Below are 26078 nucleotides of genomic sequence, written 5' to 3'. Positions count from 1 at the left end.
CTGGTCAGGCCAGCGCGGCGGCGAGCCGCTCGTGCAGGGCCGACAATTCGCCCGGTCCGGTGGTCAGCACCACCCGCAACGCCGGCACCGACTCACCACCGACCGAACCGATCACGGCCAGCAGGGTCGCGAGCTGCGCGGGCGGCTCGTCGGCGAGCAACTCGGCGGCGTCGGTCACGACCAGTGGGTACGGGCGCGCCTCGGCCAGGTCCCGCAGCGCGTCCAGGAGGGCGTCCCAGTTCCGGCCGAAGTAGGGCGGGAAATCCAGCGCCGCCGCCCATTCGGTGAACAGGCCGTCCCGGGTACGACTGGCGGCACCGCTCACCACCGACGCGCTCGACGGTACGGCCGGCTCGGTGGACAGACTCAGCCACGGCGGTAGGTGCGGATCGGTCGGTTCTGCCATCTGGTTCCCTCGCTTGGGCGGAGCTGTCGGGCCGGGCGACTGCCGCCCGGCCCGACGGTACGTCCTGACTCGGGCTCTACTGGTTCAGAGCCGGTAGAAGTCGGCGTAGTGGTTCGGGGTGAACCAGGTCGCCCCGGTGGCCTTGTTGACCACGATCCGGTACGCGTCGCGGGCGGCACCCTGGCGGCGGGGGTAGACGTCGTACTCGTAGTAGGTGGCGTTCGTCGGGAGCTGGCCCTCGTAGTTCATGTGCCGACCACCGGCGTAGTTGGAGAGCCCGCCGCTCCAGGAGACCCAGCCACGCGCGGTGGGGAAGCTCCGGCTGGCCCAGCCGCTGCGCGCGGTACGGGCGTCGGCGCACCGGGAGATGGTGCAGGAGCTGTAGACGGCGGCCGAAGCCGAGCTGGTGTGCGAGGGCGCCACCACCGCCGGACCGACCAGCATCGCCGCGATCATGGCGGCGAGCAGGGCGAAGCTGGCGAGCAGACGCTGCGGTCGCGATCGGGCGACGGCGGCGGGCGGGGCGAGGACGGTCATGGTGGCCTCCAGTGCCGGTGGGAGCCCGCGGGGGTGTGCGGGTCGTGATCCATCCTCGGTAGTGGATGCCTGCCCCGGAAGGGGGCGGAGGTTAAATTAATCGATGATCTGCCATATGTTTCCGTCCCGGTCGGGGGCGTACCGGTTGGTCGGCTGCGGGGGTGTTCCCGTGTGGCCGTAAGCTTCAGGGGATTTCCAGTGCGGAGCCCGGCGCTGTCGTGTGACCCGTACCCACGAGCTGCAGGGAGAGAACGATGCCGGATCCGAGTGGCCCCGAGAACACCGACGATGTCACCGAGGCCCCCGAACTGACCGAGGGTTCCGACCCGGCCGAGGGTGAAGAGCCGGCCGAGGACGCCGAACCGACCTTTCTGAACCGGGCCGCCCGCCGGGGCAAGGGCGCCTCGCAGCAGACGCCGCAGGGCAAGGGCAAGAGCTTCGGTGGCCGGGGCTCGGTCCAGGGGCCGCGCCAGTGGGGCAACCGCCGCAGCGGCTGAGCTACGGTGCCGGTTCTTCCTGGCTGGTGCTGATCAGGACCTTGCCGACCGCCGAGGCCTCCACCGCCGCGTGCGCGTCGGCGGCCTCGGCGAGCGGGTAGAAGTGCAGCGGCAGGCCGGCGTCCGCGCCGACCCGGACGCCGCCCTGCGTCGCGGCCGTGGCCACATCCTGTACGGCCTGCGCCTTCGCCGTCGCGGGCACCTGGAAGACCGACACGAACTGCCAGCGGGCGTTCGGGGACATGAACCGCGTCCCGGGCAGGCTCAGTTCGCCGTCGCCCCGGTACGAATAGACGGAGACGACTCCGCCGTGTCCGATCACCTGCGCGTCGATCGGCGCGTTCTGGTCCCCGGCCACCTCGACGATGGTGTCGACCCCGTGCGGGGCGATCTTCTTCACCTCGGCGACCACGTCCTGCTGCCGGTAGTTAATCACGTGTGAGGCGCCGGCGGCAGCGGCGAGTTGCGCCTTCTCCGAACTGCTGACCGTGGCTATCACGGTGGCCTCGGCCCACCGGGCGAGCTGGATCGCCGCGTTCCCGACCGCGCCCGCGCCGCCCTGTACCAGCACGACGTGGTCGGCCAGGCTGCCGAGGTCGAGGTGTCGGGGCACCATCTCGCCGACCGTCAGGCAGCGGTGCGCGGTCAGGAACGGGATGCCGAGCACCGCGCCGACCTCGAACGGGGCCGGGCCGAGCAGGACGATCTGGCGGGACGGTACGAGGGTGTACTCGGCTGCCGTACCCCAGGGGCGGGTTCCGGCCGCTTCCCACACCCACACCCGCTCGCCGACCAGGGTCGAGTCCACCCCGTGACCGGTTGCCTCGATCACGCCCGCACCATCCTGGCCGGGGATCTGCCAGCCGTACGGGGGTGGGCTGCCGTCGCCGGAGCGGGACTTCACGTCCGTCGGGTTGACCCCGGCGAAGGCCATCCGTACCAGCACCTCGCCCGCCTCCGGCTCGGGGATGGGCTGGTCGGCCAGCTCCAGCACGCCCGGATCACCGGTACGGGTGTAGACGGCTGCCTTCATGGTGGTCTCCCTGACTGGCGCGGTTAGCCCCATTTTCCCCACTTATAGGAAGCTTCGTGGCGGTTCCGGCTTTGCCCGACGGGTCGTCGGTGCCGAGGCCGGTGCCGGATCGGTTATCGCTGTCCGTGCACGGGTACCCGAGGTTCTTCCGGTCCGGGGGAGGTGTCGTGGCGCTGGGCTGCGGGATGACGGCTGGTGGCGTACCGGACATCGGGGGACGGGCAGTCCCGGACGGTGCGCCGGTGAACGGCAACCGGATCAGCGACTACGGCTTCCTGGCCGACGGCCTCACCGGTGCACTCGTCGGTCGGGACGGCTCGGTCGACTGGTGGTGCCCGTTGCGGTTCGACAGCCCGTCGGTCTTCGCCCGGCTGCTGGACGACGGGGGCGGGCACTGGTCGATCCGCCCCGAAGCCGACTTCGAGGTCGAACGGGCGTACCTGGACGAGACGTTGGTGCTGCGTACGGTCTTCACCACCGGGGACGGGGCGGTCGCGGTGACCGACGCGCTCGCGCTGGAGCCGGGCGCCCGAGGTCACCAGATCGGTCGGCGCTCACCCGGCATGCTGCTCCGTACGGTCGAGGCGCTGTCCGGGCGCGTACCGATGATGATGTCCTTCGCCCCGCGCTTCGAGTACGGCCGGGTGACCGCGTACCTGACGGTGGACGGTCAGGAGGTCACGGCGACGGCCGGTGCCGCCACGCTCACCCTCACCTCCAGTGCACCGGTCCACCGCGACCACATCGACGTCTCGGCGCGGTTCACCGTCGAGGCCGGTCAGCGAGAGAGCTTCGCCCTGGCCTACTCGTCCACCTACGGCGACAGGGACCGGCGCCCGGCCGACACGGACGTGCCGGCGGCGTTGCTGGACGCCGTGGCGGGGTGGCGTTCCTGGTTGGCGAACCACGACTACCGGGGACGGTACCGGGACCTGGTACGCCGAAACTCCCTCGTCCTACAGGGACTGACGTACGCACCCGGTGGCGCGGTCGTGGCCGCCGCCACCACCTCGCTGCCGGAGCGGATCGGTGGTGACCGCAACTACGACTACCGCTACGCCTGGCTGCGCGACTTCTCCCTGACCATGCGGGCGCTCTGGGTGGCGGCCTGCCCCGACGAGACGAGCCGACTCTTCGACTGGGTCGCCAAGTCCGTCGGGCGGGTCACCATGGCACCGGTGCCGATCATGTACGGCCTGGAGGGCGAACGGGACCTGACCGAGCGCTCGGTCGACACCCTCGGCGGGTACGCCGGCAGCAAGCCGGTGCTGCTCGGCAACGCGGCGTGGCGGCAGCGGCAGTCGGACGTACTCGGTGAGGTGCTCGACTCGGCCTGGCTGCTGCGTGACTACCTGAACCCGATGGACGAGTCGGTGTGTCGGTTGCTGCACTCGTTGGCGGACCAGGCGGCGGCCACCTGGCGGTTGCCGGACTCCGGCATGTGGGAGTTCCGGGACACGGAGCGGCAGTACGTCTCTTCCAAGGCGTGCTGCTGGGTGGCGCTCGACCGGGCGGTCCGGTTCGGCGAGCGGATCGGCAGCCGGGCGGATGTCGCCCGCTGGGCGGGAGCCCGATCCGACGTCCGCGAGGCGATCCTGGAGCAGGGCTGGAATGCCGACGTCGGTGCGTACACGGGGGCTTTCGGGTCCGACAAGCTCGACGCGTCGGTGCTCACCCTGCCGCTCTGGGGTTTCCTGCCCGCCACCGATCCGCGGATGCGGGCCACCATCGACCGGATCGAGCAGGACCTGACCGAGGACGGACTCGTCCGGCGGTGGGACGGGGATCCGGCCGCCTTCCTGCCCTGTTCGTTCTGGTTGGTGGACTGTCTGGCGTTGGCGGGGGAACACGAGCGGGCGACCCGGATGTTCGAGAGCCTCGTCGGCAGGGGCAACGACCTCGGCCTGTTCGCCGAGCAGTTCGACCCGCGTACGGGGGAACAGTTGGGCAATTTCCCACAGGCGCTTTCCCACATGGCACTGATCAATACGGCCTGGCGCCTCACCGAGACCGCACCCGGCGGTGTTCCCGCCGGTGTCTACACATCGACCGAGGGGGAGAAAAAGTGAGTGGACGACTGGACGGCCGGCAGGCGCTCATCACCGGCTCTGATTCGGGAATCGGTCAGGCCACCGCGATCGAGTTCGCCAAGGAGGGCGCCGACGTGGTGGTGCACTACCTGCACGACCACGACGGCGCGATGCACACCCGGGACATGGTCGAGCAGGCCGGCCAGCGGGCGATCATCGTCCAGGGGGACATCACCGACGAGAACCAGGTCGAGGCGATGTTCGACCAGGCGCTGATCGAGTTCGGCAGCCTGGACGTGCTGATGAACGACGCCGGCATCGACGCCTCCGGCATCCCGGTGTCCGAAATGGACACGGCGACCTGGGATACCGCGATCCGGACCAACGTCTACGGGGCCTTCTTCTGTTGCCGCCGGTTCGTCCAGCACCGCAAGGAGCAGGGCGGAAACGGCAAAATCATCAACATCAGCTCGGTGCACCAGGAGACTCCCCGGGTCGGCGGCACCGACTACGACGTCTGCAAGGGCGCGCTGCGCAACCTGACCAACAGCCTCGCCCTCGAAGTCGCCCCACTGAAGATCAACGTGAACAACATCGGGCCGGGGATGGTGCTCACCCCGTTCAACCAGGAGGCGATCGACAACCCCCGCTACCTGGAGGAACAGGTGCAGAGCATCCCGTTCCGGCGGGCCGCCGAACCGTCCGAGATCGGCCGGCTGGCCGTCTTCCTTGCCAGCCCGGATTCCGACTACGTCACCGGCTCCACCTACTTCATCGACGGCGGCCTGATGCAGAACCAGGGTCAGGGCGCCTGACGCCCCGTCACTCACGACATTCACGTTCGTTTCTCACGAGGACGACCATTCGGTACGCCCACGTACGTAAGGCCCCTACCTGACCAGCGGCCCCCTGCTTGCTGGCGGTAGGGGTCTTGCCTGACCAGATCGAAAGGGGCACCTCCCGGCGATGAGCCACACCCCCAACTCCCTGCCGCCGCGCGGAGAACGGTGGCTGCTCCTGGCAGCAACAATCATCGGAACCCTAGCCACCCTGATCGGAGCCTGCGCCGCCTGCACCACCCTCCTCCTCCCCTGACCGCCGCCCATTAGCCGTTGATCATGAAGTTAGCGACGCCCGAGCGCCGAATTGGCGTCGCTAACTTCATGATCAACGCCCAGATTTGGGTCGGTGGTTGGATCTGATCATGTTGCAGTCATTGGGGCGGGTGGTTTACGCGGTTTACGGCCGGGGCCTTCGTGTGCGACTGGGCGGCGCTAGGCTGCCACGGCATGTGGCGATGGTGATGGACGGCAACCGTCGGTGGGCTCGGCAGATGGGCTTCGAAGATCCGAAAATCGGCCACCGGTACGGCGCGGAGCACCTCGCCGAGGTGCTGGGCTGGTGCGTCGAGGTCGACATCAGACACGTCACGGTCTTCCTCGCCTCGGTGGACAACATGCGCAAGCGCGAGTCCGACGAGGTCGACAACCTCATGCGGATGATCGAGGAGGTCATCGTCCGTCGACTCTCCCAGCCGACGAGTCTTTGGCGGCTGCACCTCGCAGGACGGTTGGACGTCCTGCCGGACTCGACCCGCCACGCGTTGAAACTCGCCGAGGAATCCACTCGTGACACCGGGGCGAAGTTCCACCTCAACATCGCCATCGGGTACGACGGCCGTGAGGAGATCGTCAACGCCGTACGTTCCCTGCTGGAGAAAGAGGTACGGGCCGGCCACGACGTCGAGGACATAGCCCAGCGGCTCACCCCGGACGCGATCGCCGGCCACCTCTACACCAGTGGTCAGCCCGATCCGGAGCTGGTCATCCGTACCAGTGGGGAACGGCGCATGTCAGGCTTCCTGCTCTGGCAGGCGGCCTACTCCGAGCTGCACTTCTGCGACGTCTACTGGCCGGGCTTCCGGAAGGTCGACTTCCTGCGGGCCCTGCGCTCCTACGCTGCTCGTACGTCGGCGGCCGAGCGGGAGAACACTCAGTTGAGGGTCTGGCCGAGGAAGCCTCGGATGTAGCCGGTGATGGGGTCGAGGTGGGTTTCGAGGGCGAAGTGGCCGGTGTCCAGGAGATGGATCTCCGCGTCGGGAAGGTCGCGCTGGAAGGCGCGTGCCCCGTCCGGGCCGAAGATCTCGTCGTTGCCGCCCCAGACAGCGAGCAGCGGTACCTTCGTACGCCGGAAACAGTCCTGGGCGGCCGGGTAGATGTCGAGATTCGTCTTGTAGTCACGGAAGAGCTGGAGCTGGATCTCTTCGTTGCCCGGCCGGTCGAGCCTCGACTGGGCGTGCAGGTACGCGTCCGGGCTGATCAGGCTCGCATCCGGTACGCCGTTCTCCCACTGCCACCGGACCTCGTCGGGAGTGAAGGCCGCCCGAACCGTCTTCTCCGTCTCCGGACCGGGAGCCTTCCCGTACGCGAACAGCGGTGTCCAGAACGCGTCCACGAAACCCTCCATGTACGCGTTCCCGCTCTGGCTGATGATCGCGCTGATCTGATCGGGCTTGCGCAGGAACAGCCGCAGGGCGATGGGTGCGCCGTAGTCGTGCATGTAGACCGCGTACCGGCGGATCTTGAGCTGGTCCAGCAGCTTGGCCGTGACGTCGGTGAGCGAGTCGAAGCTGTACGGGAACTCGGCCGGACTCGGGTCGGAGGAGTAGCCGAAGCCGAGGTGGTCCGGAGCCACCAGGTGGTAGCGGTCGGCCAGTGCCGGGATCAGCTCTCGGAACATGTGCGAGCTGGTCGGGAAGCCGTGCAGCAGGACCAGTGTCGGCGAGGTCGGTGCGCCCGCCTCGCGGTAGAACACCTCGAAACCGTCGACCTTCGCGGTCCGGTGATGCACAGGGATCATGTTCGCCAGTATCGGGTTGGTTGCCGGCCAAGTCCCGATATCCGCGAATTACCCCACTTTCGGCGCTGCCTGAAGTTCAGGCTACGAAGCTCACCGCCTTGACGCCGTCGACAAATGCCTGCCAACCCGCTGGGCTGAGAGTGAGGGTCGGTCCGGTCTTGTCCTTGCTGTCGCGTACGGCCACGGCGTGCCCCTGGTCCATGGCTTCCACACACTGACCGTTGCTGCCCGACCGGCTCGACTTGCACCACACGTTACGTTCCACTGGCCCGCTCCTTGATGAACCTGATCGACTCGGCTGGTGACATCGCCAGCGACTTCAGGTGGTCGAAGATCGTAATCAGGCGATTCGTGTCGGCGGCTGACTCCAGGAACAGTTCGCCGCCAAGTGATTCTACGTAGCCGAGCGGGGGATCGCCGCCATCGAAGGTGAGCACTGCGAGGTTGCCTCGGTCTGCCAGGTGTGCACCGGCGGCGAAGCGGAGGACCTGGACGGTGATGTTCGGGCGCTTGCTGAGTCGGACGATGTGGCTGAGTTGGTTGCGCAGGACTTCCGGTTCGCCGACCTCGACCAGCAGCGATGCCTCGGACAGGATCGCGTGCATCCGTAGCGGATTGTGCTCGCGGCGCAGCACTTCCTGACGGGTGAGCCGGACCTGGACGAGCTGCTCGATCGTCTCGGGGTCGGTCTCGCGGCCGACACTGTTGACCTCGCGGGCGTACGCCTCGGTCTGGAGCAGGCCGGGGATCAGCGTCGGCTCGAAGTTGCGCAGGTCGGTCGCCTCGGCCTCGTACGCGATGAAGGTGGCATACCGGCTCGACAGCACGTTCTGCCGTTGCCACCAGCCCATCTCGCGCAGTCCCTCGGCGAGGGAGAGCAACGACCGTCCCGGCTCGCTGTCCAGGGAGTGGCCGTACGCGACGAGCATCTCCATCACGTCGCCCGGCCGTACCTTGATGTCGCCCGACTCGATCCGACTGATCCGAGACGGCGAACAGTGCAGCTTGGCGGCTGTCTCCTCGACCTTCAGGCCGGCGCTGTCGCGCAGGCTGCGCAGCTCTCGTCCGAGGCGACGGGAACGTGGTGTCGGTGGCGTGAAGCGTGCGGGCACGCTCAGATCTTCCCTCATCTGCCGTCCATCCTGGTAGCCGCGATCGTGAATGATGTTGACCTCTTGCTCCAAATCCTCTCCGTTACATCATCATCTCTTTTAGCTCTTGTCCAGCATCATGTGATGTTGGATAGTGAGTCTCGTCGGATCGTGCTCCAAGTCCCCGCTGACGGGCGTCACAGACCGCGTTGGTGGGTGTCGCGGGTGCGCATCGACTCGAACCGACTTGAGGCGGACGAGTCGGCTCACGGCTCGGGTGACGTGCGGCCAATCCGCCGTCGCACGTCACCGGAGTACGTCTCAACACGCTGGTGCCACTGGGAGGACGGGAGGTCCGGAATGCAACACCGAAGGCCGGCTGGTCGGGTCTACCGGAGCGTGGAGGCGCCCGAGTTGACGCCGGACACGATCCGACGAACCGAGTTCCCGTACACCCGGGTCGGCCGACGTGGGCTCGATCCGGAGGCCGTCTACGCCATGGTTTACCGGCTTGCGGACGAAATGGCCCGTCTCGTTACCCAGGTACGCAGCGAAATCGCCGAGAACGAGCGGCTGAAGGCCAACCTTCGGGCCTGGCACAGCCAGCACTCTCAAGGGCGCGACGACCCGCGACGGGCCAACCAGCGGTCGTACCCGGAAGGAAGTGAGCGGTGACCGACGACGACCCGGCGGCGCTACACGTGTTCGGTGATGCGGGTTGGCGGTGCCGGGACGACGGTGACGAGTGGCCGTGTCAGGTCTACCGGCGCCGATTTCGGCACCACTATGGACCGGATGTGGTGGGAATGATCGTGTTCATGCATCCGATTTTCGAGCAGGCGGTGCTCGATTTGCCCACCGTGCCCACGAAGGAGCTGCGAGCGCGTTTTCTTGGATGGTGCCGCCGGCCGCACATCGGGTCCGGTGGTGGCTGATGCCCATTGCCATTCACACGTTGATTGCCGACGATACCTCTGAGCCACGAGGAGGCCGAGCGATGCAGGCGGTAGCGGTGACCGCGCAGGGCGGTCCGGAGGTTTTGCAGGTTATCGAGCGGCCGGACCCGGTTCCCGGTCCGGGACAGGTGCTGGTCCGGGTGCTGGCGGCGGTGGTCCATCCGGCCGACGTGGCCGCCCGGCTCGGGCTCATCCCCGGTGGGCCGATCGAACCGCCGTTCCTGCCCGGCTGGGACTTCGCCGGTGAGGTCGTCGAGATCGGCGACGGGGGCGGCGAATACCGGCCCGGTGACCGGGTCGTCGGGATGGTCCCCTGGTACCGGACCCGAGGCGCGGTCGGGGCGTACGCCGAACTGATCGCCGCCGACAGCGACTGGGTGGTGCCGCTTCCCGAAGGGCTGGATCCGGCGGTTGCCTCCACCGTGCCGCTGAACGCGCTGACCGCACGTCAGGCACTCGACCTGCTGGCCCTACCGCCGATGTCCACTGTGCTCATCACCGGGGCGAGCGGCGGGGTCGGCGGCTTCGCCGCCCAACTGGCGGTACGGGCAGGCCACCGGGTGCTCGCCCACGCCGGCCGCGACGACGAGGACTGGGTACGTGACCTGGGGGTGGCGCAGGTCGTACCGAAGGAGGTCGACCTGGCCGAAGTCGGACCGGTGCCGGCGGTCCTGGACGCGGTGCCACTGGCCGAGTCCGCCGCGGTGGCGGTCACCGACGGCGGCACCCTGGTCACCACCCGCCCCACCCCGCCGGTCGACCCGGCGCGGGGCGTCCGCCAGCAGGTTGTCCTGATCCAGTTCGACCGGTCGCTGCTGGGTGAGCTGATCGTCGAGGTCGCCCAGGGGCGGCTGCGGACCAGGGTCGCGACCACGTTGCCACTGACCAGCGCCGCCGAGGCGCACCGAATCGTGGAGGCCGGCGGCGTACGCGGCAAGGTCGTGCTGACCCCCGCGTACGGGACCTCCGGCTAGCGCGCCGGGACGTCCGGCTAGAGGGCGCCGGCGCCCGCCTCGGCCACGGTCTGGTCCTGCTCGCCCATGCCGCCGCTGACGCCGATTCCGCCGATCACCTTGCCGTCGCGGACCAGCGGGATCCCACCGGCGAAGATGACCACCCGGCCCTGGTTCGTGGTGTTGAAACCGAAGAACTGCTGACCGGGTTGGGTGTTCGTGGCCAGGTCCTTGGTCTGGATGTCGAACGCCCGCGCGGTCCAGGCCTTGTTGATGCTGACATCGACGCTGCCGAACCAGGCCCCGTCCATCCGGACGTGGGCGATCAGGTTGCCACCGGCATCGACCACCGCGATGTTCTCCGGCTGGCCGATCTCGTTCGCGCGGGCCTCGGCGGCGGCGATCACCTTGCGGGCGTCGGCAAGCTTCAGCATGGACATGGGCGCTCCTTCGACGAGAGTGGGAATCACCGCCCGGTTCAGGCGGCAGGCTTCAGCACGACCTTCGAGTAGCCGTCCTCCCGGCGGTCGAACCGGGCGTACGCGTCCGGTGCTCCGTCCAGCGGCAGCCGCTTGCTGACCACGAAACTCGGCGTCGCCCGGCCGGCGATGATCAGGTCCCGCAACTGCTCGTTGTACGCCTTCACGTTCGCCTGCCCGGTACCCATCCGCTGCCCCTTCTCGAAGAACTTGCCGACCTTGAACAGCAGTTCCCCGTGGGCGGAGTGCTCGTCGGGTGCACCCGGATCGTGAGGCAGGTAGAGGCCGACGACCCCGATCCGCCCGGTGGCCCGGACGATCTCGACCAGGTTGTTCAGCACGAGTGCGGGCTGTTCCTTCCCGCCCGTACCGTGTGCCTGGTAGCCGACCGCGTCGACGCCCTTGTCGGTCCCGTGGCCGTCGGTCTGGTCCAGGATCTGCATCACCGGGTCGGCGTTGCTGAAGTCGATCGGGATCGCCCCGATCGACTCGGCCAACCGGAGCCGGGAGGCTACCCGGTCGACCACGAAGACCTTCGCCGCCCCGATGAGCATCGCCGAGTACGCGGCCATCAGCCCGACCGGTCCGCCGCCCATCACCGCCACCGTCTCGCCCGGCTGTACGTCGGCGAGGGCGACGCCGTGGTAGCCGGTGGGGAAGACGTCGGCGAGCATGGCGAAGTCGTCCTCGTGCTCGTCACCGGGCGGCAGGTCCAGGCAGTTGAAGTCGGCGAACGGAACCCGGAGGTACTCCGCCTGACCACCCCGGTACGGCCCCATCGCGGCGTAGCCGTACGCGCCGCCGGCGAAGTCGGTGTTGACCGTCAGGCAGAACGCGGTGTTGCCGGCGAAGCAGTTCTTGCAGAACCCGCAGGCCACGTTGAAGGGGATGGACACCCGGTCGCCCTTGCGGACCCGGGCGACACCGGGGCCGACCTCGGTGACGATGCCCATGTTCTCGTGGCCGAACACCATGCCCGGTTGCGCCTTGGTCCGCCCCTCGTACATGTGCAGGTCGGACCCGCAGATCGCGGTAGTCGTGATCTTGATGATGACGTCGTTCGGAGCCTCGATCCGCGGGTCCTCGACGTTCTCGACCGAGACGTTGTTGGCACCGTGGTAGACAACCGCCCTCATGTCCGCTCCCTGTCCGAGCCCGGGATCCTGCTTCCGACCCTAGGGCGGGGCCGGGCCCGCTAAGCCGGAATGCGGAAACGGCGAACCCCCGCGATCGTGCACGGGGGTTCGCCGTTTCGACGGTTGCGGCAGGTGCGCCGCCGCGAGGTCTACTGCGCCGCGAGTACGTCGACCACGAAGCGGAGCGCGCCGGCCGGAGCGCCGTTGCCCGGGTTGTCGCCGTACGCGAGCGCGGGCGGGATGTCGAGCTGGATCCGGCTGCCGACCTTGACGCCGACCAGGCCCTGGTCCCAGCCGGGGATGACCTGACCGGTGCCGATCTGGAACGGGACGGCCTGGGACTGCTTCCAGGACGAGTCGAACTCCTGCCCGTCCTTGTAGGTGACGCCGACGTAGTTCACGGTGATCTGCTGACCGGCCTGGACCACCGGGCCGGTCCCCTCGATCAGGGCCTTCGAGGTCAGCTTCGTCAGCTCACCCTCGCCCTTGGTCACGACCGGCTCCTTGCCCAGGGCCGGGTCCGCGCCCTCCGGCAGCGGCGGGAACTCCGCGTCGGCCGGTGGAGCGGCGGGATCCGCCGGGGGAGCGGCCGGATCCGCCGGGGCGGTGGCGCTCGGGACCGAGGCGGCGCTGTTGTCGGCCGGCTCCTTGCCGGTGTCGTCCAGGGCGACGAACGCGACGACGATCACGGCGACCACGGCCAGCCCGGCGAACGCACCGGCGAGCGCCTGGTTGCGGCGCTTCCTCGCGGCGGCCTTCGCCTTGGCGGCCTTCGCCAGGGCACGCTTCTCGGACTTGGTCAGCGGCGGCGGCTGCTCACTCGGGACGTAGGAGGAGTGGCTCTGGACCTGGTCGCTCATAGGTGTCGGCTCCTGCAGGAAGAGATCGGGGCGGGGCGGCCTCGCCCGGATGTGTTCCGACCGAAGGGCCTTGCATACGGTACTCGGCCAACCGCCGGTTGGGGCCGGTCCGATGATCACAAGCCCCACCCGCCACAGCGGCCCCCCTCGTCACGCCGACTTGCGGGCGGTCTTCTTCGCCGGGGTGCTCTTCTTCGCCCCGGTGGCCTTCGCGCCGGCCGACTTGGTGCCCGTGGACTTGGTGCCGGTCGATTTCTCGGCGGCGGATTTCGTGGCGGCGGACTTGGTGGCCTTCTTCTCGGCCGTCTTCTTCTGGGCGGTCTTCTTCGCCGGGGCCTTCGCTGCCGTTGCCGCCTTGGCCGCCTGCTGGGCGGATTTCGCCGCCGAGATCGGCGTCGCCTTGGCCACCCCACGGCCGCCGGACGGCTCCTCACCTCGGGCCGCCCTGGCCCGGTCCACCGAGGCGCGCAACGCCGCCATCAGGTCCACGGCGGCCGGCGGCGCCTCCTCCGCCTCCTCCGGTTGCACCACCTCCCGACCCTCGACCTTGGCGTTGATCACTTCCTGCAACGCCGTCCGGTAGTCGTCGGTGAAGACGGACGGCTCGAACTCGCCGGCCATCGAGTCGATCAACGAGCTGGCCATTGCCAGCTCCGGCGGGCGGACGCTGATGTCCTCGTCGAGGAACCCGAAATCGGGTACGCGTACCTCGTCCGGCCAGAGCATGGTGTTGAGCAGCAGCACTCCCTCGCGTACGCGCAGGGTGGCGAGCTGTTCGCGCTGGCGCAGGGCCACCTTCACGATCGCCACCCGGTCCGAGTCGGTCAGCGCGTCCCGCAGCAGCACGTACGGCTTGGTCGCCGCACCGTCCGGCTCCAGGAAGTACGCCTTGTTGTAGAGGATCGGGTCGACCTGCTCGGCCGGTACGAACTCCAGCACGTCGATCGCGTGCGAGGTGGTCAGCGGCAGCTCGGCGAAGTCGTCGTCGGTGAGGATCACCATCTCGCCACCGCCGAGGTCGTACCCCTTGGCGATGTCGTCGTAGCTGACCTCCTCACCGTCGATCGAGCAGGTGCGCTTGTATTTGATCCGCCCGCCGTCGGTTCGGTGCACCTGATGAAACCGTATGTCCTTTTCCTCGGTGGCCGAATATAGCCGCACACCGATGGACACCAGACCGAATGAGACCGCACCTCGCCAGATAGCCCGCATTCCCCCGCTCCTTTCCCCGGTATTGACCAGGATTGCATCTGATAGAAGGTGGGGCGAGTGTTTCCTTGCGGACCTAGAGTGATGTCGTGCCGGGCGCACCGCTCAAACCGATGCTCGCCATGACCGGGGAGCTGCCCAGCGGCCCCGGCTGGGCGTATGAGTTCAAGTGGGACGGAGTACGCGCCCTCGCCCAGATCAACGACGGTGCGGTACGCCTGTTCGCCCGTTCCGGTTCCGAGATCACCGCCGCCTATCCGGAGCTGGTGCCCCTGGGTGCACAGGTGCCCGACGCCCTGCTCGACGGCGAGGTGGTGGTGCTGACCGACACGGGACAGCCCTCGTTCACCGCACTCGCCGAGCGGATGCACGTACGCGAACCGGGCCGGGCGGCGCGACTGGCGGCGACCGTACCGGTGACGTACATGATCTTCGACGTGTTGCGACTTGCCGGCGCGGACCTGACCCGGCAGCCGTACGAGCAGCGCCGGGCGACCCTCGACGGCCTCGGCCTGGGCGGCGCACGGTGGGCCGCCCCGCCGGTCTTCCCGGACGGCCCGGCCACCTACGAGGCCGCCGGTGAGCACGGGCTGGAGGGCGTGGTCGCCAAGCGGCTCGAGTCGGTCTACCGACCGGGTATCCGGTCACCGGACTGGCTCAAGGTCAAACTGGAGGTGACCGGGGACTTCGTCATCGGCGCCTGGCGTCCCGGCGCCCGCCGGCTCGGCGGACTGCTGGTCGGGGTGCCGGCGCCGGACGGCCGGCTGATCTTCCGGGGTCGGGTCGGTGGCGGGATCGGCGCGGCTGCCGAACGTGAACTCCTGGCCGTACTGGAACCGCTCCGGGTCGACACGGCCCCGTTCGTCGACACCGTGCCCCGCGAGGATGCCAAGGGCGCAATCTGGGTACGTCCCGAGATCGTGGTCGAGGTGAAGTACGGCCAGCGCACCCCGGACGGGCGGCTGCGGTTCCCGCGCCTGCGCCGGTTGCGTCCCGACAAGACGGCGGAGGAAGTCGACGATGCCGGCTGAGAAGATCAGGGTCGAGGTCGAGGAACGCACGCTCGAGGTCTCCAACCTGGACAAGGTGCTCTATCCGGAGGTCGGTTTCACCAAGGGTGAGGTGATCGACTACTACACCCGGATCGCCCCGGTGCTGCTGCCGCACCTGCGGGACCGGCCCCTGACCCGGATCCGCTACCCGAACGGGGTGGACTCGTCCTTCTTCTTCGAGAAGAACGCCCCGGCCAGCACTCCGGAATGGGTACGCCTGGAGCGGCTCCCCGCCCCCGGCTCGTCCAAGGACCGCGACGAACTGGACTATGTGGTCTGCGACGACCTGCCCACCCTGGTCTGGCTGGCGAACCTGGCCGCGCTCGAAATGCACACCCCGCAGTGGCGGGTGGGCACCCGCAGCCGTGGGGAGCCCCGACCGGACCTGATGGTGGTCGACCTCGACCCCGGCTCTCCGGCCGGGCTGCCGGAGTGCTGCGTGGTGGCGGTACGGATGCGCGACCGGCTGGCCGAGGACGGCATCGCCAGCTACCCGAAGACCTCGGGCAAGAAGGGGATGCAGCTCTGCTGCCCGATCGCCGGCAAACAGTCCGCCGAGGAGGTCTCCGGTTACGCCCGACGGATCGCCGAGGAGTTGGAGCAGGGCGACCCGAAGCTGGTCACGGCGAAGATGGCGAAGCGGCTGCGACCAGGCAAGATCTTCATCGACTGGAGTCAGAACAACTCGGCGAAGACGACGGTGGCGCCGTACTCGCTGCGGGCCCAGGCGGTCCCGGCCGCGTCGACGCCGCTGACCTGGACCGAGGTGGAGGCGGCAAGCTCGGGGGAGTTGGGCGCCGTCCGCCCGTTCACCGCCGCCGAGGTGCTGGCCAGGGCCGAGGAGTACGGCGACCTGATGGCGGACCTGCTCGTCGCCGGCCCCAAACTCCCGCGCTGACTCTTGCTGGCTTCCGCTGGCTGGCGCTGATTCCGGGAGGCCGGGCAGCCGGTCCGCGCGGAACCAACACATGCGAAAATTTTCTTACATCTTCTTTGATGTACGTACATTAAAGAAGATGTAAGAAGAAATCGAGTTACACCACAAATTTGGTTGTCCACAGGGTTATCCACAGGATTACCGGGCGGGGTGGCGACCTGCGGGCGAGGCGGGCACCATCGGCGGATGTCGAACAGACCACTCGCCGGTCAACTCGGTCACCTGCTCCGGACCGAGCGGGAAGCGGCCGGACTCACCCAGGCGAGGCTCGCCGTCCGGGCCGGGGTCTCCCAGCAGTCCCTGTCGCGATTCGAGAGTGGCCGCCTGGCACCCACCACAACCGTGGTGGAACGGCTCTTCGACGCGCTCGGCAAGCAGCTCCGGCTGGAGGTCGAGGAACGCGACGCCGACCTGGACGCGGCGATCGACGCGATCAGCGAGTACGAGGGGATCGAGTCGGACCACGTCGAAATGTGCCTCGACGACCTGAACATGATGCACCGGCGGGCGCCGGACGGGTTGGTCTACCTGATCGACGGTCGGCTCGCGGCGGTGCTGCAGGGGGTGCCGATCCGGCCCACCAGGGTCGAGGTGGCGATCGCCGAGGACGACCTGCCCCGGCTGGACGAGTGGATCTACGCGATCCCCAACTGTCGGCGCTGGGTGGAACGCTGGCGGGACTTCAGCGGGTACGACATCAGCCCACTGCGACCCGGCCCCCTGCGCTGGGCGTCCACCAGCGGCGAACTGTGCGTACGGCTGCTGCCCCGGCTGCCGGACGCGGTGCCGATCCGGTCGCGGGACCGGGAGTTGGCGGTCCGGCCGCTGGTCGAGGTCGAGCGGGACGACCCGCAGATCGCCCGGATCGCCGCCCGGGTCAGAGCCCGGACGGCGAGCCGGTAGGACCTGCTCAGTCGACGCTGGGCAGCGGCGGCCCGAGTACGTCGTCGGCGTCCACGATCCGGTAGGCGTAACCCTGCTCGGCGAGGAAACGCTGCCGGTGTGCGGCGTACTCGGTGTCGATGGTGTCCCGGGACACCACCGTGTAGAAGTGTGCCTGCCTGCGGTCGGCCTTCGGGCGGAGCACCCGGCCGAGCCGCTGCGCCTCCTCCTGCCGGGAACCGAACGTGCCGGAAACCTGGATCGCGATCCCGGCCTCGGGCAGGTCGATGGAGAAGTTGCCCACCTTCGAGATGACCAGGGTCGGCACCTCGCCCGAACGGAACGCGTCGAAGAGTCGCTCGCGTTCCTTGTTCGTGGTGGAACCCTCCACGATCGGCGCGTCCAGGAACTCGCCCAACTGGTGCAACTGGTCGATGTAACCGCCGATCACCAGCACCTGGTCGCCCCGGTGCCGTTCGATCAGCGCCTTCACCACCGGCAGCTTCGTACGCGCGGTCGCCGCCATCCGGTAACGCTCCTCCGGCTCGGCGGTCGCGTACGCCATCCGCTCGGCGTCGGTCAGCGTCACCCGTACCTCGGTGCAGTCGGCCGGGGCGATCCAGCCCTGCGCCTCGATGTCCTTCCACGGCGCGTCGTACCGCTTCGGGCCGATCAGGGAGAAGACGTCGCCCTCGCGGCCGTCCTCGCGTACCAGGGTCGCGGTCAGGCCCAGCCGGCGGCGGGCCTGGAGGTCCGCGGTGAACCGGAAGATCGGCGCCGGCAGCAGGTGCACCTCGTCGTAGATGACCAGGCCCCAGTCGCGGGCACCGAACAGGTCCAGGTGGGTGAAGGCGCCGTTGCGGCGCGCGGTGAGCACCTGGTACGTCGCGATCGTGACCGGGCGGATCTCCTTGCGCTCACCCGAGTACTCGCCGATCTCCTCCTCGGTCAACGACGTACGGGCGATCAGCTCGCGCTTCCACTGCCGGCCGGCGACCGTGTTCGTCACCAGGATCAGGGTGGTCGCCTTCGCCTCGGCCATCGCCGCGGCGCCGACCATGGTCTTGCCCGCCCCGCAGGGGAGCACCACCACCCCCGACCCACCGGCCCAGAAGTGCTGCACCGCCTCCCGCTGGTACGACCGCAGCGTCCAGGGCGCCTGGTGCCGGGCCGGGTGCCGGCCGTCCGCCGGCACGTCCTTGCCCGCCTCGGCCAGCTCGATCGGGTGCGCCTCGCCGTCGACGTAACCGGCCAGGTCCTCCGCCGGCCAGCCCAGCTTGAGCAGCCCCTGCTTGAGCCGGCCGCGCTCGGACGGGTGGACGACCATGGTGTCGTCGTCGACCTTCGCGCCGAGCATCCCGGCCAGTTTCTTGCTCTTCGCGACCTCGATCAGCACCATCCGGTCGAGCGCGTGCAGGACCAACCCGTGGTTCGGGTGGTTCATCAGCTGCAACCGGCCGTACCGGTCCATGGTCTCGGCGATGTCGACCAGCAGCGCGTGCGGCACCGGATAGCGGGAGAACTTCAGCAGCGCGTCGACCACGCCCTCGGCGTCGTGCCCGGCGGCCCGCGCGTTCCAGAGCCCCAACGGGGTCAGCCGGTAGGTGTGCACGTGTTCCGGCGAGCGCTCCAGCTCGGCGAAGGGTGCGATGGCCATCCGGCAGGCGAGCGCGTCCGGATGGTCGACCTCCAGCAGCAGCGTTTTGTCGGATTGCACGATCAATGGGCCACTGCTCACGCTCAGTTCCTCTCGACAGCGCGGAACAAGACCCTCAAGTGTTGCACGGTCGGTAATAAAAAAATCCTTCATCTCAGGCAACCCTGACCACCCTCCCGGCGTCTAGCAGACGACGACCGCTCTGGGTCAGGGCGCCGGAGGAATCCATCCGGTGGCCGCCCCGCGTGGTGGTCATGCTGGTCGGCGCCGGTGTACGCGCGTTCGATCCGCCGGGCGACCGGGGTGGGTGCGGGGGCACCAGCCGGTCACCGCGGCGGAAGGCAACGGGGGCGAACGGCTCGCCGGCGCCCGACCAGCTTCCGCGCCCCTGTCACCACGGGCGTCCGGGTGCGAGTCTTGACGGACACGACGGGCCCGGGTGGGGAGGCAGCGATGTCACTGGACCGTGAGCTGAGAACCGGACCGCAACTGCCCGTGGACAAGCCCGTCGCCCCGCCGGACCGGGACGCCCCGGTCTCCCGGGCCACCCTGATCGGGTACGCGACGGTCGCCGTCGGCCTGGTCGGCTGGTTCCTGTTCGGCTGGCTGGTGGAACGCCAGGGCTTCGTCAACTCCGTCGGTGAGGCGGCCGGCAGCGCGTTCACGCTCCTGCTGGTCATCGCGATCGTCGGCACCGTACGCCGCAGCCGCTCCGACCCGTCGGCTACTCGTCCAGCACCGCCGCCGTGATCCGGTGCAACGCGAACGTGTGCAGCATCTCGGTCCGCTCGTCCTCGGCACGCAGGTACCCGGCGCCGATCGAGACCGGCCGGACCAGGCGGGACGTCGTCGCCCCGTGGGCGTCGACGTAACCGACCCAGACCGGCGCCTTGTCCCGGATGGCCTGCTGGAGCACCGCGAGTGCCTGGGTGTGCGCGTGTGCCGGAGTCGCGCTCCCGCCGGCCCGCCCGGCCGTGCCCCGGACGGGATCCGGAGCCCGTCTGGCGGCCCGCGCGGCGGCGTCACCCCGGCGCATCTGCTCGACGATGCCGAGGACCCGGGGCGTGGTCAGCCGGGGCGTGGCGAGCGGATCGCCGACCCGGTTCGTGACCGGCACCCGGGCCGGGGCCCGACGCACCTTCGTCCGGCTGAGCACCACCGCGCCGCTCGCGTCCTCCGGCACCGGCGCGTACCCGGCCTCGCGCAACATGGTGAGCAGCCGACCCACCTGGAACGGGGTGGCCAGGACCGTCGGGGCCAGCCGCCGGAGCGACATGGTGCTCAGCCGGCGGTCGGCGACCACCTCGGCGAGCAGCGCCTCGTCGTCACTGCGGACGTACGCACCGGCGGAGCCGACCCGCAGCCCACCGTGCTTGCGGGCCACGTCGTCGACCAGGTACGTCAACCCCTGCGGCACCGGCGTACGGGACCGGCGCTGGAAGAGCGCGTGCAGGTCCTCGGCGGCGTACCCGGCGTCCAGGGCGCGACGCAGGCTGGTCGAGGTCACCCGGTACACGCTGGCCCCACCGGCCGACTCCGGGTCGGCGAGCGCCTCCAACTCCGCCGCCAGGGTCGGCTCGGGCGGGCCGGGCACCACCAGGCTCAGATCGGCCTGGAGCAGGAAGTGGTCCACCGGTGCCGGGAGCAGTTCGTCCAGCGCCCGGACCGCCGTCGACGCCTCACCGGCGGACTCGTCCGCGCCCAGCCGTACGCCCAGCGGGTCGTCGGTCCCGGCGGTCAGCCGGTCCTCGGCGCCGGCCGAGTCGGTCAGCAGCAGCCGCCCGTACGAGGTGATCGCCCCGAGACCGGTCAGGCCGAGCTTCGCCGCCTCGGCGAGCACCTCCCGCTGGGCGGCCTCGCGGCCCCGCAGCCGCCGGGGCGAGCGCCAGGCGAGCAGCGCCAGCACCTCGTCGGGGCCGGGCGCCGTCCCCGGATCCAGCCCGGCGAGTACGCCGAGCAGCGCCCGCCGGGCGGTCGGCGTACCGGCCCGTTCCAGTTCCGGTGAGAGGACGGTGATCAACCGGTCCCGCTCGTCGCGCTGGCCGATCAGCCCCGGCTGGCGGGTCATGGCCAGCCACGCCTGGGCCAACTGCTCCCAGCGCCGGGCCAGCGTTCCGGCCCGCCACGCCTCGTAGCCGGCGGTCGGCAGCACCTGCTGGTCGGCGCCGGCCCGGGTGGTGGTGGCCCCGGCCAGGTCGACCTCCCCGGCCAGCCCGGCGGCGTAGACGACCTCCAGCAGCAGCCCGGTGGTCGGCTCGTCCAACCCGACACCGCGGGCGATACGCCGCAGGTCACGTACGCCCAGACCGCCGGAGCGCAGCACCGGGGGCGGTTCGGCGGCGAGCGCCTCCAGCACCGTCTCGGCCTGCCGGACGACCTCCATCGCCTGCCCGGCGCCGGCCGAGTCGACGGCCTTCGGCTCCCGCAGAGCGGCGGTGCCGAGCGCCGGTGGCAGCGGCTGCATCGGCCCGAGCGGGCCGGAGTCGCGGCGCAGCAGCAGTCCGATCTCGCGGGGCAGTTCCACCGCGCTCCCGCCCGACCCGGAATCGGCGTCCGAGATCGGGACGAGCAGGGCGTTCTCCACCAGCCAACGCACCGGTGAACCGGCACCGGGTGCGTCCGGGTCGTCGGCCGGCGGGGCGTCAAGCGCCTTCGGCGGGAGCGTGCCCACCGGAGGACCGGCCGCGAGCCGGTCCAGGATCGCGCGGGCGGCCGGCGGCGCCGCCAGCACCGTACGGCGCAACCGGGCCGGGTCGGCGCAGAGGGCCGCCGCGGCCGGGTCCAGGTCCGTCGCGCTCCGCCCCAGACCGGCCGGGTACGGCGAACTGACCTCGTCCACCCCCTGCACGACCCGCAGCGCGTGCTCCGGGCCGTACAGCAGGAAGAGGGCGCGGAGCCGATTGAGCGCGGCCCGTACGGCGGCCGGGTCGGCGCCGTGCGTGGGCACCGCCGCGACGGCCAGGATCGCGTCGACGGAGGTGGTGCCGTCCGCCGGATCGCGGGTGAGCCGGGCGCCGTCGAGGATCTGCAGGGTGAACTGGTCCAGCCCGTCCAGGGCGCGGGCGACCGACACCCGCGACTGCGCCCGGATGGCGAGCGCGGAGATGTCCGCCGGCACCGGCAGGACCAGATCGGGGCGCAGTTGAAGCAGCGCTGCCAGGGCTTCGTCCGGCAGCGACCGGAGGTGATCGGCGAGTGAGGTGGTCATCGTCATTCCACGCTATCCGGCCGAGTGCCAGTGGCGCCCCTCGGTCGGCCGGCTGGACTCCTCGACTCGGTCGGCGTGCGACGATGATCGGATGGCGACCACCCCCTCGGTCGGGTTCGACCTCGACATGACCCTGATCGACTCCCGGCCCGGCATCGCCGCCACGTACCGCGAGCTGACGGCCAGAACGGGGGTGCACGTCGACGCCGATCTCGCGGTCAGCCGGCTCGGCCCGCCGCTGCGGCACGAGTTGGCGTACTGGTTCCCGCCGGAGCAGGTGGAGGAGGCGGTGGTGACGTTCCGCTCGCTCTACCCGGCGTACGCGGTCACCCCGGCCCTGCTGCTGCCCGGCGCCGCCGAGACGCTGGCCGCGGTACGCGACGCCGGTCTGCGTGTGTTGGTTGTCACCTCGAAGCTCGGCCGGCTGGCCCGGCTGCACGTGGAGCACCTGGGGCTGCCGGTGGACGAGGTGGCCGGTGACCTGTTCGCCGAGCAGAAGGCGATCGCGTTGGGGGAGTACGACGCCCGCGTCTACGTCGGTGACCACGTCGCGGACATGACCGCCGCCCGGATCGCCGGGGTTCCCGGGGTCGGTGTCGCCACCGGGCCGTGCGATGTGGATGAGCTGCGTACGGCCGGCGCGGAGCTGGTCCTCGATGACCTGACCGGATTCCCAGCGGCGTTGCCGGGCCTGTTGCGGCTAGCCTTGTGAGGTCAGCAGCCGCATACGGAGTCGAGGTCAATCAGGTGCCGACGGGTCGAGTGAAGTGGTACGACGCGGCCAAGGGTTATGGATTCGTCACCAGTGACGAGGGCGGCGACGTGTTCCTACCCAAGAGTGCGTTGCCCGCTGGCGTCACCGATCTCAAGGGGGGTCAGCGGATCGAGTTCGGCGTCGTGGACAGTCGCAAGGGCGCCCAGGCCCACGCCGCGAAACTGCTGGACGCGCCGCCGTCCATGGCGGAACTCCGCCGCCGTCCCGCCGAGGAACTGCACGGTCTGGTCGAAGACATGATCAAGGTCCTGGAGGCGAAGATCCAGCCTGATCTGCGACGCGGCCGGTTCCCGGACAAGAAGACCGCGCAGACCGTCGCTCAGCTGGTCCACGCGGTCGCCAGCGAACTGGAAGTCTGAGGGGTCGCCGGGGTCAACCCGGCAGCCGCGGCCCGGCGGAGCAGGGCGTCGATCGCGCGATAGCCGTCCTCGCCGAGATCCGCGGTGAACTCGTTCACATAGAGCCCGATGTGCTGGTCGACCACGTCCGGTTCCATCTCCTGCGCGTGCGCCAACACGTACTCGCGGGTGCCGGCCGGGTCGGCCCAGGCCTGTTTCACGGACGCGCGGATCCAGTCCGCCGCGGCCACCGGATCCACGGTGCCGCGGCGGGCCAGGATGGCGCCGAGCGGGATCGGCAGGCCGGTGTCCGACTCCCACCACTCACCGAGGTCCACCAGGGCGGTCAGCCCGTGCCGGTGGTACGTGAACCGGGCCTCGTGGATGACCAGTCCGGCGTCGTAGCGACCGGCCGCCACCCCCGGCATGATCTCGTGGAACGGCACGACCTCGATCGTCGCCGGCCGCTGGTCCGCCGCCCAGAGCCGGAACAGCAGGTACGCCGTGGTCCGGTCGCCGGGCACCGCGACGGTCGCCCCGCCCAGGTCGGTCCGGTCGCCCCGGGTCAGCACCAGCGGCCCGCAGCCCCGGCCCAGCGCACCGCCGCAGGGCAGCAACTGGTAGTCGTCGAGCAGCCACGGGAGTGCGGCGTAACTCACCTTCACGATGTCGTACGCACCCTGCTGGGCGGCGGTGTTGGTGACGTCCACGTCGGCGTAGGTCACCTCGACCGGTGGCGCACCCGGCACCAGACCGTGCACCAGGGCATGGAAGACGAAGGTGTCGTTGGGGCAGGGGGAGAACGCCAGCGAGAGTGCCACGTCCCCCACCGTAACCCGCTGTGGATCAGCGCAGCGCGGCGGCTGCTGAGCGGAGCGCCTCGAACGCTTCGGTGATCCGCCACGCACCCCGGTCCCGGGGGCCGACCGGGTTGGAGATGGTCCGCAGCTCGGCGAAGGGGACCCCGGCCTGGGAGGCGGCGGTGGCGACCCCGTACCCCTCCATCGCCTCGGCGACCGCGTCCGGGTAGCGGGCGGCGAGCGCGCGGGCGCTCTCGGACGTACCGGTGACGGTGCTGCACGTGATCACGGCCCCGACGGTGGCCCGGGGCAGGGCCTCGCGCAGCCGCTCCAGCAGGGCCGGGTCGGCGGGGGCCGACGACGGTCCGAAGCCCAGTTCGTCGAGCGGGAGGAAACCCTCCGGCGACTCGGCGCCCAGGTCGGCGGCGATGCTCCGGGTGGCCAGCACGATGGTGCCGAGCGCGACCCGGTTCGGGAAGCCGCCGCCGATCCCGGCGCTGATCACCGCCTGGTACGGCTGCCCGCCCGCCTCGGCCAGGGCGAGCAGCCGGGCGGTGCCCGCACCGGCGGCGGCCGGCCCGACCCCGACCGGCGCGACGGTCACCGTGGTGCTGGACAGGCCGGCCCGGACCGCCTCCGCCTCGGCCGGCACGGCGGTGACGATCAGCAGTCCAGCGCTCATGTGGTCGGCTCCCGGGGTTCACGTTGTTGGCGCGCACCGTCGTCGCCGGAACCCGGTGCGGGTACGGCCGACGACGGTCGGTAGATGTGGTAGCCGGGCGGGGCCAACGGCCGGTCGCCACCGCCCGAGTTCCCGGTCTGTGCGGCTGCCGCCGTCGCCGGTTCGGTGATCCCGGACCGGTCCCCGGCTTCCGTCGCGGCCGTGGCCCGCTGCCGTTCGGCCTCGTCCCGGGCCTGCTGTTCGGCGGCCCGCTGCTCGGCGGCGGCCTGTTCCTCGGCGGCTTCCTGCTCGGCGTCGGGGATGGCCCGCCCGTGCAGCCGTTCCCCGCGCAGCCGGCCGGCGACCACCACCGCGCGTACGGCGGAGAGCGTGGCGAGCCCGCTCAGCACCGCGATGCCGACCCGGCCGTCGAACGGGATCAGGCCGATCGCGCCACCGGCCACGAAGGCCAGCATCAGCGCGGTCTCGGAGTGGGCGAACGCGCTCGCTCGTGATCGTTCCCGGACCCGTTCCTGGATCGAGGCGTCGACGGCGAGCTTGGCGATCCCGCTGACCAGGGCGGTGACCAGGCAGAGCAGGGCGACCGTGAGCAGCGAGAACTCGACCGTGGTCAGCACCGCCAGGGCGGCGACGATGACCAGGCCGCTGGACTGGATGGCGGTCGGCCGGTGGATGCGCAGCCGGGTGCCGAGCGCGGTGGCCAGGAAGGTCCCGATCACCAGTGCCCCGCCGACCAGACCCAGTGCGGCCTGGTCGGAGAGGTTCCGCCCGAGGACGACGGTGGTCACGTCGCCGCTCTTGATCGCGAAGGCGAGGAAGAGCAGGAGGAAGCCGTACAGGCCGCGCAGGGTGGCGCCGCCGACCAGGGTGCCGATCACCAGTCGACCGCCCGGACCGCCGCTCAGCGCCCCGGTGCCGTTGCCCCGCCAGATCCCGCGCCACGCCCGGGGCACCGCCTCCGGCGGCTCGGAGTCGGCGCGTGGCGGCAGCCGGAGCGCGATCACCATCCCGACCAGGAAGATCACCGAGGCGACCCGGAGGGGCCACTGTGGACCGAGCCAGAACGCGGCCAGGCCCAGCGGGGCCACCACGGCGCCGGCGATGGTGCCGTAGACGCTGGCCCGTGCTCCCGCCTGGGACAGCCCGATCCCCGCGGGAAGCAGCCGGGGTACGGCGGCCGACCGGGCCACCCCGTACGCGCGGGAGAGGGCGAGTACGCCGAACGCGGCCGGGTAGAGGCCGAACCCGTGGATGTAGTCGGAGATCAACCAGGCCAGGAAGGCGCGGCCGAGCATGGTGGCGGCGAGCGCGTACCGGCGGCCGTGCCGGAAGTGGTCGAGCAGCGGGCCGACCACGGGGGCGAGCAGCGCGAACGGGACCATGGTGATCAGCAGGTAGAGGGCGACCTTGCCCCGCGCCTCGCCGAGCGGGGCGTTGAAGAAGATCGTTCCGGCCAGCCCGATCGTGATCAGTACGTCCCCGGCACACGAGACGGCGTGCAGGTCGAACAGGCGCACCATGCCGGTCTCGCCGCCGGCGCCCCTGGTCCGTACCCGCCCGGCGCCTCGGGTGATCCAGGCGCCGCCCCGGAATGTCCCGCGCAGGACCGCGCGGGTGCCCCGGATCGTCCTACCGAGGGCACGCCCGAGGAACGACCCCTTGGGGCGGTTGAACAGCGGCATGTGCACCATCCTCGCCCAT

28 protein-coding genes are annotated in these 26078 nt (G+C 70.3%); 13 read left to right on the top strand and 15 right to left on the bottom strand.

Features of this window, described 5'->3' with window-relative positions:
• Positions 1-4: 4 nt before the first annotated feature.
• Both OIE47_RS10685 and OIE47_RS10680 read right to left on the bottom strand, forming a co-directional pair.
• Complete coding sequence (locus OIE47_RS10685) at positions 5-406, bottom strand: barstar family protein (protein WP_326561340.1); 402 nt, start codon at positions 404-406, stop codon at positions 5-7.
• A gap of 84 nt (positions 407-490) precedes the next feature.
• A complete protein-coding gene (locus OIE47_RS10680; RefSeq protein WP_326561339.1) occupies positions 491-943 on the bottom strand; it encodes a ribonuclease domain-containing protein in 453 nt (150 codons plus the stop codon).
• A 254-nt stretch (positions 944-1197) separates the two neighbouring features.
• On the opposite strand from OIE47_RS10680, the gene OIE47_RS10675 reads away from it, so the two are divergent.
• Positions 1198-1440 carry a hypothetical protein gene (locus OIE47_RS10675; protein ID WP_326561338.1) on the top strand — a complete coding sequence of 81 codons (243 nt, stop codon included), beginning with the start codon at positions 1198-1200 and terminating at the stop codon, positions 1438-1440.
• A 1-nt stretch (position 1441) separates the two neighbouring features.
• Here the strand turns inward: OIE47_RS10675 and OIE47_RS10670 are convergent, their stop codons facing one another.
• On the bottom strand, positions 1442-2473 hold the full coding sequence (locus OIE47_RS10670) for an NADPH:quinone reductase (RefSeq protein ID WP_326561337.1): 1032 nt from the start codon (positions 2471-2473) through the stop codon (positions 1442-1444).
• A gap of 242 nt (positions 2474-2715) precedes the next feature.
• On the opposite strand from OIE47_RS10670, the gene OIE47_RS10665 reads away from it, so the two are divergent.
• The 3 genes from OIE47_RS10665 to uppS all read left to right on the top strand — a co-directional run bounded on the left by OIE47_RS10665 (position 2716) and on the right by uppS (position 6532).
• Positions 2716-4542, top strand: coding sequence for a glycoside hydrolase family 15 protein (locus tag OIE47_RS10665; protein ID WP_326563050.1), 1827 nt, complete (start codon positions 2716-2718; stop codon positions 4540-4542).
• A complete protein-coding gene (locus OIE47_RS10660; RefSeq protein WP_326561336.1) occupies positions 4539-5318 on the top strand; it encodes a glucose 1-dehydrogenase in 780 nt (259 codons plus the stop codon). The genes OIE47_RS10665 and OIE47_RS10660 overlap by 4 nt, the downstream gene beginning before the upstream one ends.
• A 389-nt stretch (positions 5319-5707) precedes the next feature.
• Entirely contained in the window at positions 5708-6532 is an 825-nt protein-coding gene (gene uppS / locus OIE47_RS10655) for a polyprenyl diphosphate synthase (RefSeq protein ID WP_326561335.1), read from the top strand.
• On the opposite strand, the gene OIE47_RS10650 is transcribed toward uppS, so the two are convergent.
• The 3 genes from OIE47_RS10650 to OIE47_RS10640 all read right to left on the bottom strand — a co-directional run bounded on the left by OIE47_RS10650 (position 6496) and on the right by OIE47_RS10640 (position 8492).
• Positions 6496-7362, bottom strand: coding sequence for an alpha/beta fold hydrolase (locus OIE47_RS10650; RefSeq protein WP_326561334.1), 867 nt, complete (start codon positions 7360-7362; stop codon positions 6496-6498). The genes uppS and OIE47_RS10650 overlap by 37 nt on opposite strands.
• A gap of 76 nt (positions 7363-7438) precedes the next feature.
• Positions 7439-7627, bottom strand: a complete 189-nt coding sequence (locus tag OIE47_RS10645) for a DUF397 domain-containing protein (protein WP_326561333.1) — start codon at positions 7625-7627, stop codon at positions 7439-7441.
• The gene (locus tag OIE47_RS10640) at positions 7617-8492 is read right to left on the bottom strand and encodes a helix-turn-helix domain-containing protein (protein ID WP_326561332.1); all 876 of its coding nucleotides are present in this window, start codon (positions 8490-8492) and stop codon (positions 7617-7619) included. Before OIE47_RS10640 ends, OIE47_RS10645 begins: the two co-directional genes overlap by 11 nt.
• A 321-nt stretch (positions 8493-8813) precedes the next feature.
• On the opposite strand from OIE47_RS10640, the gene OIE47_RS10635 reads away from it, so the two are divergent.
• The 3 genes from OIE47_RS10635 to OIE47_RS10625 all read left to right on the top strand — a co-directional run bounded on the left by OIE47_RS10635 (position 8814) and on the right by OIE47_RS10625 (position 10383).
• Entirely contained in the window at positions 8814-9128 is a 315-nt protein-coding gene (locus OIE47_RS10635; protein WP_326561331.1) for a cell division protein DivIVA, read from the top strand.
• A complete protein-coding gene (locus OIE47_RS10630) occupies positions 9125-9388 on the top strand; it encodes a hypothetical protein (RefSeq protein ID WP_326561330.1) in 264 nt (87 codons plus the stop codon). The genes OIE47_RS10635 and OIE47_RS10630 overlap by 4 nt, the downstream gene beginning before the upstream one ends.
• A 62-nt stretch (positions 9389-9450) precedes the next feature.
• Positions 9451-10383: an NADP-dependent oxidoreductase gene (locus tag OIE47_RS10625; protein WP_326561329.1), complete on the top strand. Its 933-nt coding sequence runs from the start codon at positions 9451-9453 to the stop codon at positions 10381-10383.
• Positions 10384-10400: 17 nt separating this feature from the next.
• Here the strand turns inward: OIE47_RS10625 and OIE47_RS10620 are convergent, their stop codons facing one another.
• The 4 genes from OIE47_RS10620 to ku form a co-directional block, all read right to left on the bottom strand.
• Positions 10401-10802, bottom strand: coding sequence for a GlcG/HbpS family heme-binding protein (locus OIE47_RS10620; RefSeq protein ID WP_326561328.1), 402 nt, complete (start codon positions 10800-10802; stop codon positions 10401-10403).
• A gap of 38 nt (positions 10803-10840) precedes the next feature.
• The gene (locus OIE47_RS10615; protein ID WP_326561327.1) at positions 10841-11977 is read right to left on the bottom strand and encodes a glutathione-independent formaldehyde dehydrogenase; all 1137 of its coding nucleotides are present in this window, start codon (positions 11975-11977) and stop codon (positions 10841-10843) included.
• A gap of 149 nt (positions 11978-12126) precedes the next feature.
• Complete coding sequence (locus OIE47_RS10610; RefSeq protein WP_326561326.1) at positions 12127-12837, bottom strand: FKBP-type peptidyl-prolyl cis-trans isomerase; 711 nt, start codon at positions 12835-12837, stop codon at positions 12127-12129.
• 150 nt (positions 12838-12987) lie between these two features.
• Positions 12988-14049: a non-homologous end joining protein Ku gene (ku, locus tag OIE47_RS10605; protein WP_326561325.1), complete on the bottom strand. Its 1062-nt coding sequence runs from the start codon at positions 14047-14049 to the stop codon at positions 12988-12990.
• A gap of 86 nt (positions 14050-14135) precedes the next feature.
• Between ku and ligD (OIE47_RS10600) the strand changes: the two genes are divergently transcribed.
• The 3 genes from ligD (OIE47_RS10600) to OIE47_RS10590 all read left to right on the top strand — a co-directional run bounded on the left by ligD (OIE47_RS10600) (position 14136) and on the right by OIE47_RS10590 (position 16938).
• Positions 14136-15077 (top strand): non-homologous end-joining DNA ligase, encoded by a 942-nt coding sequence (gene ligD / locus OIE47_RS10600; RefSeq protein WP_326561324.1) that lies wholly within the window; start codon positions 14136-14138, stop codon positions 15075-15077.
• Positions 15067-15996 (top strand): non-homologous end-joining DNA ligase, encoded by a 930-nt coding sequence (gene ligD, locus OIE47_RS10595; RefSeq protein ID WP_326561323.1) that lies wholly within the window; start codon positions 15067-15069, stop codon positions 15994-15996. The genes ligD (OIE47_RS10600) and ligD (OIE47_RS10595) overlap by 11 nt, the downstream gene beginning before the upstream one ends.
• Positions 15997-16221: 225 nt before the next feature.
• Complete coding sequence (locus OIE47_RS10590) at positions 16222-16938, top strand: helix-turn-helix domain-containing protein (RefSeq protein ID WP_326561322.1); 717 nt, start codon at positions 16222-16224, stop codon at positions 16936-16938.
• A 7-nt stretch (positions 16939-16945) separates the two neighbouring features.
• Here the strand turns inward: OIE47_RS10590 and OIE47_RS10585 are convergent, their stop codons facing one another.
• The gene (locus OIE47_RS10585; RefSeq protein ID WP_326561321.1) at positions 16946-18655 is read right to left on the bottom strand and encodes a DNA repair helicase XPB; all 1710 of its coding nucleotides are present in this window, start codon (positions 18653-18655) and stop codon (positions 16946-16948) included.
• Positions 18656-19063: 408 nt separating this feature from the next.
• On the opposite strand from OIE47_RS10585, the gene OIE47_RS10580 reads away from it, so the two are divergent.
• Positions 19064-19324, top strand: coding sequence for a hypothetical protein (locus OIE47_RS10580; protein ID WP_442792140.1), 261 nt, complete (start codon positions 19064-19066; stop codon positions 19322-19324).
• On the opposite strand, the gene OIE47_RS10575 is transcribed toward OIE47_RS10580, so the two are convergent.
• Positions 19299-21782 (bottom strand): helicase-associated domain-containing protein, encoded by a 2484-nt coding sequence (locus OIE47_RS10575; protein WP_326561319.1) that lies wholly within the window; start codon positions 21780-21782, stop codon positions 19299-19301. The genes OIE47_RS10580 and OIE47_RS10575 overlap by 26 nt on opposite strands.
• 91 nt (positions 21783-21873) lie before the next feature.
• Here OIE47_RS10575 and OIE47_RS10570 point away from each other — a divergent pair, with 91 nt between their 5' ends.
• Positions 21874-22494 (top strand): HAD family hydrolase, encoded by a 621-nt coding sequence (locus OIE47_RS10570; RefSeq protein WP_326561318.1) that lies wholly within the window; start codon positions 21874-21876, stop codon positions 22492-22494.
• A 35-nt stretch (positions 22495-22529) separates the two neighbouring features.
• Positions 22530-22916, top strand: coding sequence for a cold-shock protein (locus OIE47_RS10565; protein WP_326561317.1), 387 nt, complete (start codon positions 22530-22532; stop codon positions 22914-22916).
• Here OIE47_RS10565 and OIE47_RS10560 read toward each other — a convergent pair.
• Genes OIE47_RS10560 through OIE47_RS10550 form a run of 3 tightly spaced genes read right to left on the bottom strand, consistent with a single transcriptional unit; the run spans position 22877 to position 26059 of the window.
• Positions 22877-23716, bottom strand: a complete 840-nt coding sequence (locus OIE47_RS10560) for a 1,4-dihydroxy-6-naphthoate synthase (protein WP_326561316.1) — start codon at positions 23714-23716, stop codon at positions 22877-22879. The genes OIE47_RS10565 and OIE47_RS10560 overlap by 40 nt on opposite strands.
• A 25-nt stretch (positions 23717-23741) precedes the next feature.
• Entirely contained in the window at positions 23742-24377 is a 636-nt protein-coding gene (locus OIE47_RS10555) for a futalosine hydrolase (RefSeq protein ID WP_326561315.1), read from the bottom strand.
• Positions 24374-26059, bottom strand: a complete 1686-nt coding sequence (locus tag OIE47_RS10550; RefSeq protein WP_326561314.1) for an MFS transporter — start codon at positions 26057-26059, stop codon at positions 24374-24376. The genes OIE47_RS10555 and OIE47_RS10550 overlap by 4 nt, the downstream gene beginning before the upstream one ends.
• Between the last annotated feature and the right edge of the window lie 19 nt (positions 26060-26078).

This window comes from Micromonospora sp. NBC_01796 (assembly GCF_035917455.1).
Classification (GTDB): Bacteria; Actinomycetota; Actinomycetes; order Mycobacteriales; family Micromonosporaceae; genus Micromonospora_G.
Note: the sequence above shows the minus strand (reverse complement) of the source record. Positions and strands in the feature narration are given on the sequence as shown.